General features: G+C 70.2%; 12 protein-coding genes. 4 read left to right on the top strand and 8 right to left on the bottom strand.

Annotation, left to right across the window (positions count from 1 at the left end):
• The first annotated feature begins 255 nt into the window (after nucleotides 1-255).
• Complete coding sequence (locus tag J8N05_RS08550; RefSeq protein ID WP_210881829.1) at nucleotides 256-840, top strand: TetR/AcrR family transcriptional regulator; 585 nt, start codon at nucleotides 256-258, stop codon at nucleotides 838-840.
• Between the two features lie 39 nt (nucleotides 841-879).
• On the opposite strand, the gene J8N05_RS08545 is transcribed toward J8N05_RS08550, so the two are convergent.
• Entirely contained in the window at nucleotides 880-1,581 is a 702-nt protein-coding gene (locus tag J8N05_RS08545) for a M23 family metallopeptidase (RefSeq protein WP_210881828.1), read from the bottom strand.
• 434 nt (nucleotides 1,582-2,015) lie between these two features.
• Nucleotides 2,016-3,599: a carboxylesterase/lipase family protein gene (locus J8N05_RS08540; RefSeq protein ID WP_247706203.1), complete on the bottom strand. Its 1,584-nt coding sequence runs from the start codon at nucleotides 3,597-3,599 to the stop codon at nucleotides 2,016-2,018.
• Nucleotides 3,600-3,772: 173 nt separating this feature from the next.
• Here J8N05_RS08540 and J8N05_RS08535 point away from each other — a divergent pair, with 173 nt between their 5' ends.
• Both J8N05_RS08535 and J8N05_RS08530 read left to right on the top strand, forming a co-directional pair.
• Nucleotides 3,773-6,895 carry an NACHT domain-containing protein gene (locus J8N05_RS08535; RefSeq protein WP_210881826.1) on the top strand — a complete coding sequence of 1,041 codons (3,123 nt, stop codon included), beginning with the start codon at nucleotides 3,773-3,775 and terminating at the stop codon, nucleotides 6,893-6,895.
• 144 nt (nucleotides 6,896-7,039) lie between these two features.
• Entirely contained in the window at nucleotides 7,040-7,663 is a 624-nt protein-coding gene (locus tag J8N05_RS08530; protein WP_210881825.1) for an HAD family acid phosphatase, read from the top strand.
• Nucleotides 7,664-7,769: 106 nt separating this feature from the next.
• Here J8N05_RS08530 and J8N05_RS08525 read toward each other — a convergent pair whose 3' ends face one another.
• Nucleotides 7,770-10,298, bottom strand: coding sequence for an ATP-dependent Clp protease ATP-binding subunit (locus tag J8N05_RS08525; RefSeq protein ID WP_107022352.1), 2,529 nt, complete (start codon nucleotides 10,296-10,298; stop codon nucleotides 7,770-7,772).
• A 429-nt stretch (nucleotides 10,299-10,727) separates the two neighbouring features.
• Here J8N05_RS08525 and J8N05_RS08520 point away from each other — a divergent pair, with 429 nt between their 5' ends.
• Nucleotides 10,728-11,321, top strand: a complete 594-nt coding sequence (locus J8N05_RS08520) for an SCO3374 family protein (RefSeq protein ID WP_210881824.1) — start codon at nucleotides 10,728-10,730, stop codon at nucleotides 11,319-11,321.
• Here J8N05_RS08520 and J8N05_RS08515 read toward each other — a convergent pair.
• The 5 genes from J8N05_RS08515 to J8N05_RS08495 all read right to left on the bottom strand — a co-directional run bounded on the left by J8N05_RS08515 (nucleotide 11,300) and on the right by J8N05_RS08495 (nucleotide 14,019).
• Nucleotides 11,300-11,635, bottom strand: coding sequence for a histone-like nucleoid-structuring protein Lsr2 (locus J8N05_RS08515; RefSeq protein ID WP_030573823.1), 336 nt, complete (start codon nucleotides 11,633-11,635; stop codon nucleotides 11,300-11,302). The two genes, J8N05_RS08520 and J8N05_RS08515, sit on opposite strands and share 22 nt — an antisense overlap.
• Before the next feature lie 250 nt (nucleotides 11,636-11,885).
• Complete coding sequence (locus tag J8N05_RS08510) at nucleotides 11,886-12,425, bottom strand: amino-acid N-acetyltransferase (RefSeq protein ID WP_189773262.1); 540 nt, start codon at nucleotides 12,423-12,425, stop codon at nucleotides 11,886-11,888.
• A gap of 10 nt (nucleotides 12,426-12,435) precedes the next feature.
• A complete protein-coding gene (locus J8N05_RS08505) occupies nucleotides 12,436-12,879 on the bottom strand; it encodes a BlaI/MecI/CopY family transcriptional regulator (RefSeq protein WP_210881823.1) in 444 nt (147 codons plus the stop codon).
• A 141-nt stretch (nucleotides 12,880-13,020) separates the two neighbouring features.
• On the bottom strand, nucleotides 13,021-13,203 hold the full coding sequence (locus tag J8N05_RS08500) for a hypothetical protein (RefSeq protein WP_210881822.1): 183 nt from the start codon (nucleotides 13,201-13,203) through the stop codon (nucleotides 13,021-13,023).
• 219 nt (nucleotides 13,204-13,422) lie between these two features.
• Nucleotides 13,423-14,019, bottom strand: a complete 597-nt coding sequence (locus J8N05_RS08495; protein WP_210890083.1) for a hypothetical protein — start codon at nucleotides 14,017-14,019, stop codon at nucleotides 13,423-13,425.
• Nucleotides 14,020-14,160: the final 141 nt, after the last annotated feature.

Raw genomic sequence — 14,160 nt, 5'->3', positions numbered from 1 at the left:
CGAAGCGGAGGCCGGAGCCGAGGCCGACCCCGGCACCGCGTCCGCCGGCTCCGCCTCATCCGCTGCTCCGGCCGCTCCGGCCGTCCTGGTGTCCGCCACTCTGCCCACTCCCCTGGGTACCGCACTTCATTGCCACTTACTTGCCGACCGGCAAGTTGACTACACTGGGGAAAGTAGACCCGTAACTAGCCGGGCGTCAAGTAAGTTTTTCTTTACCCACGCTGCGGCGTGCGACCAGGACGAGGGGCGGCCACGATGGGCGGCAGCAGGCAGCGGCGGCGCGGAGACACCCGCCAGCGCATCCAGGACGTGGCTGTCGAACTGTTCGCCGAGCAGGGCTACGAGAAGACGTCCCTGCGCGAGATCGCCGAGCGGCTGGACGTCACCAAGGCCGCGCTCTACTACCACTTCAAGACCAAGGAAGACATCCTCATCAGCCTCTTCGAGGATCTGACGAGGCCGATGGACGAGCTGATCGAGTGGGGCAAGGGCCGGCCGCGCTCGCTCGACACCAAGCAGGAGCTCCTGCGCCGGTACAGCCAGGCCCTCACCGACGCGGCCCCCCTCTTCCGCTTCATGCAGGAGAACCAGGCGACGGTCCGTGAGCTGAGCATCGGCGAGTCGTTCAAGGACCGCATGGTCAAGTTGCTGGACATCATCAGGGAGCCCGAGGCCCCGCTGACCGACCAGGTCCGCTGCGTCAGCGCGCTGTTCACCATGCACGCCGGGATGTTCGCCCTCAAGGACATGGAAGGCGACCCCGAGGACAAGCGGAAAGCCGTCCTGGAGGTCGCCATCGAACTGGTCACCCGGGCACACGCGGGCCCGCACGAGTCCTGAGGCCCGTCGGACACGAGTCCTGACGGACCCCGAGGACCGTCAGAGGCTGAGCCCCTTGGAGCGCAGGAAGGCGACCGGGTCGACCGCCGAGCCGTAGTTGGCCGTCGTACGGATCTCGAAGTGCAGGTGCGGCCCGCTGGAGTTGCCGGTGTTGCCGGACAGCGCGATCCGCTGGCCGGTCTTGACGACCTGGCCGGGCTTCACGTCGACACGGGACAGGTGCGCGTACTGCGAGTACGTACCGTTGCCGTGCTTGATCACGACGGCGTTGCCGTACGCGGGCCCGTCGCCGGCGCCGTTGCCGCCGGTCTTCACGACGGTACCGCCGTGGGCGGCGACGACCTGGGTGCCGGAGGCGACGGCGAAGTCCTGGCCGGAGTGGGTGGACGACCACAGGTTGCCGGCCTGCGCGAAGCTCGCGGAGAGCTTGTACTTCTTGACGGGGTCGACCCAGGAGGAGGCCGTCTTCGCGGCGGCCGGCTTGGCCGCGGCCTTCTTGGCCTGCGCCTTCTTGGCGGCGGCCTTGCTCTTGGCCTGGGCGGCCTTCGCCTGGGCGGTGGCCTGCTCCTGCACGGAGGCGGCGGCCGCGCTCGACAGGGAGACCGCGCTCGGCTTGGCGTCCGCGGCGACCGCGACCCCGGCTCCGACGGCGGTCGAGACTCCCAGGCCGAGGGCCAGGACGGCCGCCCGGGTACGGAGCCGGGACGTGCCGGGTATGCGGGACGTGGTGCGCTGCGACATGGGGACTACCTCCGGGGGACGGGCAACGACACGCCCGGCGCGCTGTCGGTGCGCCGGGCGGGGGTCATCCCTTGGTAACCCGTACTCCCGCCATCCCCCAAAACCCTCTTCTACGACCTCAAGTCGTACTTGACCCCGAAACTTCCGACTCCTTGACAGAACCACCATCGAATACGAAAACCTCCCGGTTTTCTGTCAGAAGTCTGGTTTACGCCCACTTCAGACCGGCCTCTCGCGGCCCGGACCCCGCCTCGCCCACCGCGCCGCCCAGCCCGAAGGACCTCGGACCCACCCCCAGGGCCAAAGGTCCTTTTTGTCCGCCTCGCGTTCGCCACTACCGCCCCTAGTAGGGCGCGAAACGCCTGTGCGTCATGTCACCGGGCGGCCCCGCGCGGCGGCCTCCGGATGTGACGGCGACTACAGCCCCGCCCCCGTCAGACCCCCGGTCCGAGGAGCGGCAACGCCCCGAAGACGTGCTCCCGCCACAGCTCCCGGGAGACCTCCTCCGGGTACGCCGTCACGGTCGGCCGCGTGTCGAAGAGCCGTACCGGCCGCCGATCGACGTCGTACGGCGGCCATCCGGGCCCCTCCCCCGCCGCGAAGCCCGTCCACGCGGCCCGGAACAGCGCCGACAGCTCCTCCACCTCGGCGGGCGGCGCCTCCCCGAACAGCAGCGCGGGCAGCCCTCCGCGCAGGTTGCCGAAGACCAGCGGCACATCGAGCCCGTGGCAGGCCCCGAGCAGCCCGCCCATGCCCGGCGCCTCCCAGACCAGCTCGTAGACGTGGGCACGGCCGCCGCCCGCGATCTGGGCCTCGGCCAGATGCAGGGACGGCATCCGGAAGAGCCAGTCGGAGCGCACCAGCTCGTACAGCCCCGCGGCATCGAGCCCCGGGACGGCCTTCCGGTACGCCTCCTCGCCACGCGAGCCGCCCGAGCCATCCGCGCCGCCCAGGCCGCCTGAGCCACCCGTTCCGCCCGTTCCGGGTGAGAACGTCCGCAGCGCCGCCGTCACCCGGTCCTCCGTCAGCTCCTCGCCGAGCGTTCCGTCGAGTGCCATGAAGAGCCGGAACTCGTCCCGCGTATGGCCGGCCACCAGCTCGACGTCCCGCGCGGCCCCGGCCGCGAGCGCCTCCCAGGGCGCGCGGGGCAGCACGTCTCCGTCCACCACGGGCGCCAGCGGGATCGCCGTGTGCGCCAGCACCCCCCACCGGTGCGCGTACTCCTCCATCCGCGCCCCGACCGCGTCGGCCGCCGCGGGCAGCAGCCCCGGCCCGACCGTGGCCAGCTCGGCCGCGGTCGGCCGCAGTCCCAGCTCCGCCGCGAACTCCCCGGCGATGTCCGCGGCGAGCGGGGCCGACAGGAACGGGCCGGGGACGCTCTGGGTGACGGCCCGCCGGAAGAGCCCGGCCGCGCGCGGCATCGCCAGCAGCGCGGCGAGCGATCCCGCGCCCGCCGACTCGCCGAAGACCGTGACGCGGTCCGGGTCGCCGCCGAAGGCACGGATGTTGTCCCGCACCCAGGCGAGCGCGGCGACCTGGTCGAGCAGTCCGCGGTTGGCGGGCGCGCCCTCGATGTGCGCGAACCCCTCGATGCCGAGGCGGTAGTTGAGCGTCACCAGCACGACACCCTCCGCCGCCAGCCGCCCGCCGTCGTACTCGGGCTGGCCCGACATCCCGATGACGTACGCGCCCCCGAACAGCCACACCATCACCGGCAGTCCGGCGCCGGGCGCGGGATCGGGCGTCCACACGTTCAGGGTCAGCCAGTCGCCGTCGTCGACGTCCGGGGGCGCCAACGCGTCCATGCCGAACACCGCGGACTGCGGGGGCGGAGTCCCGAACGCGGTCGCCTCCCGTACGCCGTCCCAGCCCCGCGCGGGCCGGGGCGCCCCGAACCGCAGCGCGCCGACGGGCGGTTCGGCGAACGGGATCCCCCGGAACACCGCGGTGCCCGCCCTCCCGGCCCCGCCCCTCAACACCCCTGCCTGCGTACGGACTTCGGGTCGGTCGACATCCACGGCGGTTCCCTCCTCGGACGGTTCGGGACATCGCGCATCCTCCCGCCCCGCCGCCCCGCACGGCCACCGCTTTTGTCCCGCCGGGATCGACGGTCCAGGACCCCACGGACAGGGCGGCGCCCGGCGGTTACGCTGACAGCCGCCCACCACCACCATGTCCTCGGGGGAGCGCCATGGAACCGGCAACCGTAGGCGTGCGGCTGGCGTCCAGCGTGGCCACACCGCTCATCAGGAAACTCTTCGTGACGGAGGGGCCGGGTGCGGGTCTGGTCGACAAGCCCGTACGCATCTCCTCCCGCGTCTCCTTCAGGGGTGAGCGGCGCACGCTGAGCGAGCGGGACGTGACCCGGCTCGCCGCCGAACTGGTCGCGCAAGCGCTCAAGGACGCCCCCGAACGGCCGGTTCCCGCCGACGAGGAACAGCCCGTCGTCCACGCTCTCGCCGACACCCTGCACGCCCTCGGCGACCTCACCATGACGGACGTACAGGCCGTGGCGCTGGGGCACACGGGTCTCGCCCTGCACCTGCGCCACACCGCGGGAAGCCCCGACCGGGACCTCGACTTCGACGCGACGCTGTTCTACGAGCGGCTGCTCGACACGGCCTGTCTGCACATCCTGCACTTCTTCACACAGCGCTCGACGTTCGTGGCGAGGACACTCGTCGAGCAGACGCGCAGGCAGGCCGAACTGATCGCGAAGGTGGACGAGTTGATCGCCCGTACGCCGCTGCCCGGCGGGGGCGACGCGGCGTTCGAGCGGCGCTTCCTCGCGTACACGGCGACGAAGCACAGCCAGCTCACCATCTACGGGATCGACCTGGTGAACTCGCCCGACCGGTGGCCCCTGGACGCGGCCTACCTCACCCTCCAGGCCCTGCGCCCCGCCCCGGGCGACGAGGACGGCGGGGTGCCGGGCGCGCCCGGCCTTCCGCTGTCCGCCGAGGAGGCGCTGGCCGAGCAGGACCTGGTGCTGCTGCGGGGCGTGGCCGGGTCGGGCAAGACGACGCTGGTGCAGTGGCTCGCGGTGACGGCCGCACGGGGTGAGCGCGGCGACCGGGTCCCCTTCGTCCTGCCGCTGCGCACGCTCGTCCGCCGCCCCGACGGGCTGCCCGCGCCCGCCGACTTCCTCGCCGCCGCCCGCGTGCCCTTCCAGGGCGCGGCGCCGGACGGCTGGCCCGACCGGGTGCTGGCGGCGGGCCGCGGACTGCTGCTCGTCGACGGCATCGACGAGATCCCGGAACCCGACCGCGAGCGCACCCGCCGCTGGCTGCGGGACCTGCTCGACGCCTACCCGGGCAACCAGTGGCTGGTCACCTCACGCCCCTCGGCCGTACGCGAGAACTGGCTCGCCGGGGACGGCTTCACGGAACTCGCGCTCGCCCCGATGAGCCGCGACGACGTCACGGCGTTCGTCGAGCGCTGGCACACCGCGGCCCGCGTCGACGCCCCGGACTCCGGACACGACACCGAACGCCTCGCCACGTACGAGACCTCGCTCCTCGACGCCGTCCGCACCAAGCCCGATCTCGGCCGGCTCGCCACCAACCCGCTGATGTGCGCCCTGATCTGCGCCCTGCACCGGGACCGGCGCGGCTATCTGCCGCACGGACGCCAGGAGTTGTACGACGCCGCCCTGTCGATGCTTCTCGCGCGCCGCGACCAGGAGCGGGACATGCTCCCGCACGACACCGTCCGGCTCACCGAGCTGCCCCAGATCCAGCTCCTCCAGCGCCTGGCGTACTGGCTGATCCGCAACGGCCGGCTGGAGATGGACCGCGAACGGGCCGAGCGCCTCATCGCGGACGCGCTGCCGGCCCTGCCCGCCGTCGCGAGCCAGGGGGACGCGCCCACGATCTACCGCCACCTCCTGCTGCGCAGCGGGCTGCTCCGCGAACCCTCGCTGGGTACCGTCGAGTTCGTCCACCGCACCTTCCAGGACTACCTCGGCGCGAAGGCCGCGGTGGAGGACGGCGACTTCGGGCTCCTCGTGCGCAACGCCGCCGACTACCAGTGGGCGGACGTGATCCGCATGGCCGTCGCCCACGCCCGGCCCCGGGAACGCGCCGACCTCCTGACCCAGTTGCTGGCCGCCGCGGAACAGGCCGGGCCCACCGGGGGCACCCGCGTCCGGCTGCTCGCCCTGGCCGGCCTGGAGCACGCCACGGAACTCGACCCGGCGGTCCGGGCCGCGGTGGAGGAGCAGGCGGCCACACTCATCCCGCCGCGTACGGCGGAGGAGGCCCACGAGCTGGCCGCGGTGGGGCCGCTCGTACTGGAACTCCTGCCCGGCCCCGAGGGGCTGTCCGAGGCGGAGGCCAGGGCGGTCGTCGTCACCGCGTCCCTGATCGGCACCGACGCGGCCGTCCCGGTGCTGGCCCGCTTCCGCACCCACCCGTCCCTGTCGGTCCGCGCTCAACTCACCTGGACCTGGTACCGCTTCGACTCCGAGCGGTACGCGGCCGAGGTCATAGCCCACCTGCCGACGGACGACCTGTACTTCGCGGCGCACTCGGCGGGGCATCTGCGGGCTCTTCGCTCCTTCGGCGGGCGTCCGCGCGTCCAGGTCATCGGCGACATCGAGGCGGCGGAGCTGACGGCCTGCCTCGGAGCGGACACCACCCGGCTGCTCGTGATCCGGGGCAACAGCCGGCTCCCCGACCTCACCGCCCTCGCCCCGCTGCGCCGGCTGCGGCGCCTGGACATCAGCCGCAGCGCCCGGGTCTACGACCTGACCCCGCTCGCCGGTCTGCCGCTGGAACAACTGTCGCTGGACCACATGCCGGGCCTGGAAAAGCCGGAAGCGCTGGCACCGCTTTCGGCCTCGGCCACTCTGCGCGAACTCGACACGGGCGTACCGCTCCAGGGCGAATCCCTCGATGTCGCGCTCCCGCGGCTTCCGCTGACCTCGCTGCGATTCACCAAGAACGCCCTCCAATTCACCGGACTGCGCGGCCTGCGGTGTATGCGCTCGTTGAAGACGTTGGCTTTCGGGACCCTCGCCGAACCTCTCACTCCCGAGGACTACGAAGAGGTCGCGCAGCTGCCCCGACTTGAGGAATTGAGCATCAAGTGGGGCACTCTTCCATGGGGTGAAAGCCCTGTCCTGCCCGGCATCAAGCGGCTCCATCTCAGGAAATTCACCGGATTCGAAGACCTTTCGGCAGTTCCGGCTCTGTTTCCTGGGCTGACCTCTGTCGCATTCGTCCTCGCTCCGGAAGCGACGGAAGTACCCGAACACACCCTTCGGCTCTTCCCGGGCATCCACACCGTCACCAAGACGTACACCGTCCTGTAGGCCCCGGGCCTATCCCAACCCCACCTGGGCGCCCTACAGTTACCGCCCAGTAATCTCATCGCCTCCCACCGGCCCCCCACGCCCGTGAGCATGCACCACGAGCCATGTCCCGCAGCGCTCCCATGCGAGAGGAACCCCCCACCCATGACCGGAAGCAGCCTGCAGCGCCTGATCGGTGTGGCCGTCGCCGCCACGGCCGCCACCGCGGCCCTGATGAGCCCGGCGGCCGCCGCCACCCCGACGGCGGCCACCACCACGGCGACCGGCGCCGCCGACGTCGACCACGCCACCTGGCAGAACGACTGCCGGGCCGTCATGGCCGAGGCGCTGCCGTATCTGAAGGAACGTATCGCCGGTGCGGCTCCGGGCGAGAAGCAGGCCATCGTCTTCGACATCGACAACACCACGCTGGAGACCGACTTCGGCTTCAGCTACCCCTCGCCGGCCAACGCGCCCGTCCTCGACGTGGCGAAGTACGCGCAGGACCACGGCGTCGCCCTGTTCTTCGTCACGGCCCGCCCGGACATCATCAGGTCGGTGACGGACTACAACCTCAAGCACGTCGGCTACCAGGTCTCCGGCCTGTACGTACGCAGCTTCATCGACCTCTTCAAGGACGTGGCCGCCTACAAGACCGCGCAGCGCAAGGCCGTCGAGACCAAGGGCTACACGATCATCGCGAACATCGGCAACAGCGCCACCGACCTGTCGGGCGGGCACGCCGAGAAGACGTACAAGCTGCCGGACTACGACGGTCAGCTGTCCTGACGGACGGGACACAGCGTGTCCGGGGCGCGCGGCGTCCCGGACACGCCGATGGGGCCGGTGCTCGAAAGCACCGGCCCCATCGGGCGTTCTCAGACGGACCCGGAGGTCACGCCTCCTTGCTCAGGTTGGGGCCTGCCCCACCGGCCGCCTGCTCGATCGGCGGAACGTCCGGCAGTGCGGACTTCTCCTCGCCGCGGAAGGTGAAGGTCTGGTTCTCACCCTCGCCCTCGGTGTCCACGACCACGATGTGACCGGGGCGCAGCTCGCCGAAGAGGATCTTCTCCGACAGGGTGTCCTCGACCTCGCGCTGGATCGTGCGACGCAGCGGACGCGCGCCCAGCACCGGGTCGTAACCCTTCTTGGACAGCAGCTCCTTGGCGGACTGGGAGAGCTCGATGCCCATGTCCCGGTCCTTGAGGCGCTCGTCGACCTTGCCGATCATCAGGTCGACGATCGTGAGGATGTCGTCCTGGGTGAGCTGCGGGAAGACGACCACGTCGTCGACGCGGTTGAGGAACTCGGGCCGGAAGTGCTGCTTGAGCTCGTCCGAGACCTTGTTCTTCATGCGCTCGTAGTTGGTCTTCTTGTCGCCCGAGGCCGCGAAGCCCAGGTTGAAGCCCTTGGAGATGTCCCGGGTGCCGAGGTTGGTCGTCATGATGATGACCGTGTTCTTGAAGTCCACGACCCGGCCCTGGGAGTCGGTCAGCCGACCGTCCTCCAGGATCTGCAGCAGCGAGTTGAAGATGTCCGGGTGGGCCTTCTCGACCTCGTCGAAGAGGACCACGGAGAACGGCTTGCGGCGGACCTTCTCGGTCAGCTGGCCGCCCTCCTCGTACCCCACGTAGCCGGGGGGCGAGCCGAAGAGGCGCGAGACCGTGTGCTTCTCGCTGAACTCCGACATGTCGAGGGAGATCAGCGCGTCCTCGTCACCGAAGAGGAACTCCGCGAGCGCCTTGGACAGCTCGGTCTTACCGACACCGGACGGGCCGGCGAAGATGAACGAACCACCGGGGCGCTTGGGGTCCTTCAGACCGGCGCGCGTACGACGGATCGCCTTCGACAGCGCCTTGACGGCGTCGACCTGGCCGATGACCCGCTTGTGGAGCTCGTCCTCCATGCGCAGCAGACGCGAGGACTCCTCCTCGGTCAGCTTGAAGACCGGGATGCCGGTGGCGGTCGCGAGGACCTCGGCGATCAGCTCGCCGTCGACCTCCGCGACGACGTCCATGTCGCCGGCCTTCCACTCCTTCTCGCGCTTGGCCTTGGCGGCCAGGAGCTGCTTCTCCTTGTCGCGCAGCGAGGCGGCCTTCTCGAAGTCCTGCGAGTCGATCGCGGACTCCTTGTCGCGGCGGACGCCGGCGATCTTCTCGTCGAACTCGCGCAGGTCCGGCGGCGCGGTCATCCGGCGGATGCGCATCCGGGAACCGGCCTCGTCGATCAGGTCGATCGCCTTGTCCGGCAGGAAGCGGTCCGAGATGTACCGGTCGGCGAGCGTCGCCGCCTGCACCAGGGCCTCGTCCGTGATGGACACGCGGTGGTGCGCCTCGTAGCGGTCCCGCAGGCCCTTGAGGATCTCGATGGTGTGCGGCAGCGACGGCTCCGCGACCTGGATGGGCTGGAAGCGGCGCTCCAGCGCGGCGTCCTTCTCCAGGTGCTTGCGGTACTCGTCGAGCGTCGTGGCACCGATGGTCTGCAGCTCACCACGGGCCAGCATCGGCTTCAGGATGCTCGCGGCGTCGATGGCGCCCTCGGCGGCACCCGCACCGACCAGCGTGTGCAGCTCGTCGATGAACAGGATGATGTCGCCGCGGGTGCGGATCTCCTTGAGGACCTTCTTCAGGCGCTCCTCGAAGTCACCGCGGTAGCGGGAGCCGGCGACCAGCGCGCCGAGGTCCAGGGTGTAGAGGTGCTTGTCCTTGAGGGTCTCGGGCACCTCGCCCTTGACGATGGCCTGGGCGAGGCCTTCGACGACGGCGGTCTTGCCGACGCCGGGCTCGCCGATGAGCACCGGGTTGTTCTTCGTACGGCGGGACAGCACCTGCATGACCCGCTCGATCTCCTTCTCGCGCCCGATGACCGGGTCGAGCTTGGACTCACGAGCGGCCTGGGTGAGGTTCCGGCCGAACTGGTCGAGGACCAGGGACGTCGAGGGCGTGCCCTCGGCAGGACCGCCACTGGCGCCGGCGGTCTCCTTGCCCTGGTAACCGGAGAGCAGCTGGATGACCTGCTGCCGCACCCGGTTGAGATCGGCGCCCAGCTTGACCAGGACCTGGGCGGCGACGCCCTCGCCCTCGCGGATCAGGCCGAGCAGGATGTGCTCCGTGCCGATGTAGTTGTGACCCAGCTGAAGGGCCTCGCGGAGCGAGAGCTCCAGGACCTTCTTGGCACGAGGGGTGAAGGGGATGTGACCGGACGGAGCCTGCTGGCCCTGCCCGATGATCTCCTCCACCTGCTGACGGACCGCCTCAAGTGAAATCCCGAGGCTCTCCAGGGCCTTAGCGGCGACACCCTCACCCTCGTGGATCAGGCCCAGGAGGATGTGCTCGGTGCCGATGTAGTTGTGGTTGAGCATCCGGGCTTCTTCCTGAGCCAGGACGACAACCCGCCGCGCGCGGTCGGTGAACCTCTCGAACATCGTTAATCGCTCCTCAGAGCGGTCAGGCAGTAAGGGGACGCTCCCCTCCCTGTCCTTCCGCAGCTTAGTCCCGCAAGCGGGGACCGCTCATTCCAACTGCCGACACCGTCCTTGGCCTCCTGACCCCGAACGCCGACATCTGCTCCAACCCGATGGTGCGAGACGATGTTCCCGCAGGCCAGACAGATACCCCCACCATCAGTACGCCGATGGCGAACGCGAGATGCCCGATCCATGCGTGTCGCCCCTCCCACTAGGGATGTCTTACCCGTACGCACCGACACTCCATGCCGAGTGCACCGGTTCCCTCCGCTACGGGCGAACACCCTTGCGTCGCCGACCGCCTCCGGGCGCCCGCTTCCCGGGCACCCTTCGCACATGCCGGACCACCCAGCGTAACCCGGGCGCTCCCGTGACGGTTGGCCTTGCATGGTCTCCACGGTCCCCTTTCCCCGTCGCCCGTCCGACGCGGTCCGTCCGGACGACACGGTCCGGCACTGGTACGAGAACGAACTGGGGTGGGCGACGGTGCCCGGCACCCCGGTCTACCTGCCGACGGGGCTGCGCTTCGACGTCCTGGAGGTGCCCGCGGAGGCGGGGTATGCGGCGCTGCGGCATCTGGGGCCGGGTTCTCCGGTGGCCGTACGGGCGGACCGGATGCGGGTGTTCGTCGCCGCGGGGAGCGCGGAGGAGCTGCCGGGACTCCTCGACTGGCTGGAGTGGGGCTCGCTCACGCTGGACCTCGGGGCGACCGGCTCGGGCGGGCGCGTGGAAGCGCCACTGCCGCCGGGTCTCGCCCGCGGGGCGGATCGGGGCCGGGTCACCGGCTCGCAGGGGGCCGCCGTGTGGCTGCGGCCCCCTGAGCCCGGCTGCGAGGTGGAGTCGTCGCTGCCGACGCTGTCGGCACTTGGCGGGGGCGGTGGGGGCGCCCCCGATCTCGTACGACTCGTGGAGACGATGGCCTCGGAGTGCCATCGCATCCGGCTGCGCCATGGCTGTGCTCAGCCGTTGGCCTTCTCGTAGGCCTCGCGAATGGACGCCGGAACGCGGCCACGGTCATTGACCTCGTAACCGTTCTCCTTCGCCCAGGCACGGATCTGCGCGGTGTCCTGGCTGCCGCCCGAAGCGGCGCGCGCCTTTCCGCGGCCCCCCGAAGCACGGCCTCCGGTACGACGGCCGCCCTTGACGTACGGCTCAAGAAGTCCACGGAGCTTGTCCGCATTGGCAGTCGTGAGATCGATCTCGTACGTCTTGCCGTCCAACGCGAACGTCACGGTCTCGTCCGCCTCGCCGCCGTCGAGGTCATCGACAAGAAGGACCTGAACCTTCTGTGCCACCGGATTTCCTTTCATCGATATCTTCAGGGCCGAGGATCCACGGCAGCCGCCGCAGTTTCGTGTCCCCTGTTATATGCACTACTGCAGTACGTCGGAAAGCAAACCGCTTTTGATGGAAAAACACAAACCCCTGGGAGAGACCGACGAGACCCGCGAAGACCGGAAACATGCGCGTTTCGGACATAGAGGCACGGGGCATGGGCCGACGGGCCGGCAGCGGAGGTATGTCCGGAGTATTACGCGGAGGCGATCACAGATGCAGAAGCATCCGGCTGTTGCCCAAGGTGTTCGGTTTCACTCGTTCGAGCCCCAGGAACTCGGCCACGCCCTCGTCATAGGAACGCAAGAGCTCGGCGTAGACATCGGTGTCAACAGGCGTCTCACCGATCTCGACGAAGCCGTGCTTCGCGAAGAAGTCGACTTCGAAGGTCAGGCAGAATACGCGGCGAACACCGAGCCAGCGGGCCGTCTCCAGCAACTTCCCCAGCAACTGATGGCCCACGCCGGCACCCTTCATCACGGGGTTCACGGCGAGAGTGCGCACTTCCGCGAGGTCTTCCCACATGACGTGGAGAGCGCCGCAGCCCACGACCTCCGAACTCGGACCGGTACCGCGTTCCGCGACCCAGAACTCCTGGATGTCCTCGTAAAGCGTGACCGTCGCTTTGTCGAGCAGGATGCGCCCGCGGACGTACGAGTCGAGGAGACCGCGAACCGCCGGGACATCGCTGGTCCTGGCCCGGCGGACAGTGAGGGCATTAGTGCTGACTTCGGGCTGCTCTGCTGGCATGAACCGGACGCTATCCCCCGGTCGCGCCCTCTGCGGCGGCGGGGTTCTCGGTGGCCGGGTTCTCCGCCACGGTGTTCTCCGCGGCGGGCGTTTCCGGCCCTTGGACGATACGTACGGCATCGCGCAGCGCTTCGCGCTGTTGCGGGGACATCATGCCGAAGAAGGCGACGAGAGCGGCGGCCGGGTTGTCGCTCTGCGTCCAGGCGTCGTTCATGAGTGCGGCCGAGTAGGCGGCCCGGGTGGAGACCGCCTCATATCGATAGGCCCGGCCTTCCGCCTCACGGCGCACCCAGCCCTTCTGATGGAGATTGTCCAAAACGGTCATCACCGTGGTGTAGGCGATGGACCGCTCCTGCTGAAGGTCTTCCAGGACTTCTCGTACGGTCACCGGGCGGTTCCACTTCCACACCCGCGTCATGACCGAGTCTTCGAGTTCTCCCAATGGGCGAGGCACAGCCAGAACAATAGGGGGAGATGTCACCGATCACGTGGTGGACGTGGCGTCGACCGACAAACAGCAACAAAAAGGGCGTACGACTCGAAAAGCCTGTGAGTCGTACGCCGTGCCGTGAGCGGGGTGTGCCGGGAGCCGCGCTCAGGCCCCGGTGGTGTCGCGGGGGGTCTGGCGGGTGTGCTCGGCGCGGGCGAGGACCGCGTCGACGACCGCGTCCTCCTTGGCCTTGTTGGCACCGCCCTGGGTCTTCACGATCGTCACGATCAGACCGATGAAGAACACGGCCATCACTACCGGGGGCACGAGCGCGGAGACGTATTCCATGCCGTCCAGAGTAGCCAGGGTCCCGGGCAGGACGGGGATCGGGGTCACGGACCCGCCCAGGACGTGCCGCGGACGTGCCCCAGGCCCTGTCGTCACATTCCCGGCGTCCGCCCGGAGGGCGGGCCGGGCGGCGTCTGGCGCGTGCTCTGGGGCCCCCCGGCCGGAGGCTGGGGGAGCGTGCCAGGCGTCGCCCGGCAGGCGGGAATGTGACGACAGGGCCTAGACGGCGGCGAGCTGCCGAGGAGGGGTGTCGGGGCTCGGGGGCGGAGTCGCCGGCTTGCGCCTCGGGGGGAAGACCTCGCCCGGGGTCGGGATGGGGCGGTCCCGGCGCGACGGTTCCTGGGCGGGCCGCTCGACGGGCTTCCCGTCGGGCCGCTCGGTGGGCTTCCCGCCGGGGATCGCCGTCAGCCGCGTACGGGAGCCGGTGCGCGAGGCCGGCACCGAGCGGCGGGCCAGGCGGGTGCGCACGTCTTGCTCCACGAGCGCCTCGCAGCGGTCGAGGAGGGCGGCCGCCACGGGGTTGCCGCGCAGGGCGCGCAGGGCGGCCAGGTCGTCGGGGACCGGACGGTGGCCGGCGCCGAGGGCCTCCTCCATGAGCGTCAGATAACCCGCCGCGGTACCTGGCAGCGCGGCGCGGTAGCGGGCGAGGTCGGCCAGCAGGAAGGTGCGCAGGCGGGCGCCCTCGCGGGTCGCCTCGTCGACGCTCTCCGCCAGGCGGAGGCAGTCCTGGAGGTCCTGGGCCGAGGCGGGGCCGGGGTGCAGGGCGAGAGCGAGCGCACGTCGGAGCACACGCAGCTCCTCCGTACCGAACGCCATGGCGCCGCGGGGTCCGTGAGGCGTGGGCATGATCACGACGATACGCGCTAATCAGACAAAACCGGTAGATCACCCCACGTGTGGCGTGGCTCGGCGGGACGCCTGCGGCCCGACTGTGACTGGTCGCGCAGTTCCCCGCGC

This window comes from Streptomyces liliiviolaceus (assembly GCF_018070025.1).
GTDB classification, from domain to species: Bacteria; Actinomycetota; Actinomycetes; order Streptomycetales; family Streptomycetaceae; genus Streptomyces; species Streptomyces liliiviolaceus.
The sequence above is the reverse complement of the archived record's forward strand: the minus strand, read 5'-3'. Positions and strand labels throughout refer to the sequence as shown.

Bases quoted from the DNA above. Each gene is read 5' to 3' on its own strand.
- J8N05_RS08530 (WP_210881825.1), top strand. From the start codon at position 7,040: ATGACCGGAAGCAGCCTGCAGCGCCTGATCGGTGTGGCCGTCGCCGCC.
- J8N05_RS08510 (WP_189773262.1), bottom strand. From the start codon at position 12,425: ATGCCAGCAGAGCAGCCCGAAGTCAGCACTAATGCCCTCACTGTCCGC.
- J8N05_RS08535 (WP_210881826.1), top strand. From the start codon at position 3,773: ATGGAACCGGCAACCGTAGGCGTGCGGCTGGCGTCCAGCGTGGCCACA.
- J8N05_RS08525 (WP_107022352.1), bottom strand. From the start codon at position 10,298: ATGTTCGAGAGGTTCACCGACCGCGCGCGGCGGGTTGTCGTCCTGGCT.
- J8N05_RS08495 (WP_210890083.1), bottom strand. From the start codon at position 14,019: ATGGCGTTCGGTACGGAGGAGCTGCGTGTGCTCCGACGTGCGCTCGCT.
- J8N05_RS08550 (WP_210881829.1), top strand. From the start codon at position 256: ATGGGCGGCAGCAGGCAGCGGCGGCGCGGAGACACCCGCCAGCGCATC.
- J8N05_RS08500 (WP_210881822.1), bottom strand. From the start codon at position 13,203: ATGGAATACGTCTCCGCGCTCGTGCCCCCGGTAGTGATGGCCGTGTTC.
- J8N05_RS08520 (WP_210881824.1), top strand. From the start codon at position 10,728: ATGGTCTCCACGGTCCCCTTTCCCCGTCGCCCGTCCGACGCGGTCCGT.
- J8N05_RS08545 (WP_210881828.1), bottom strand. From the start codon at position 1,581: ATGTCGCAGCGCACCACGTCCCGCATACCCGGCACGTCCCGGCTCCGT.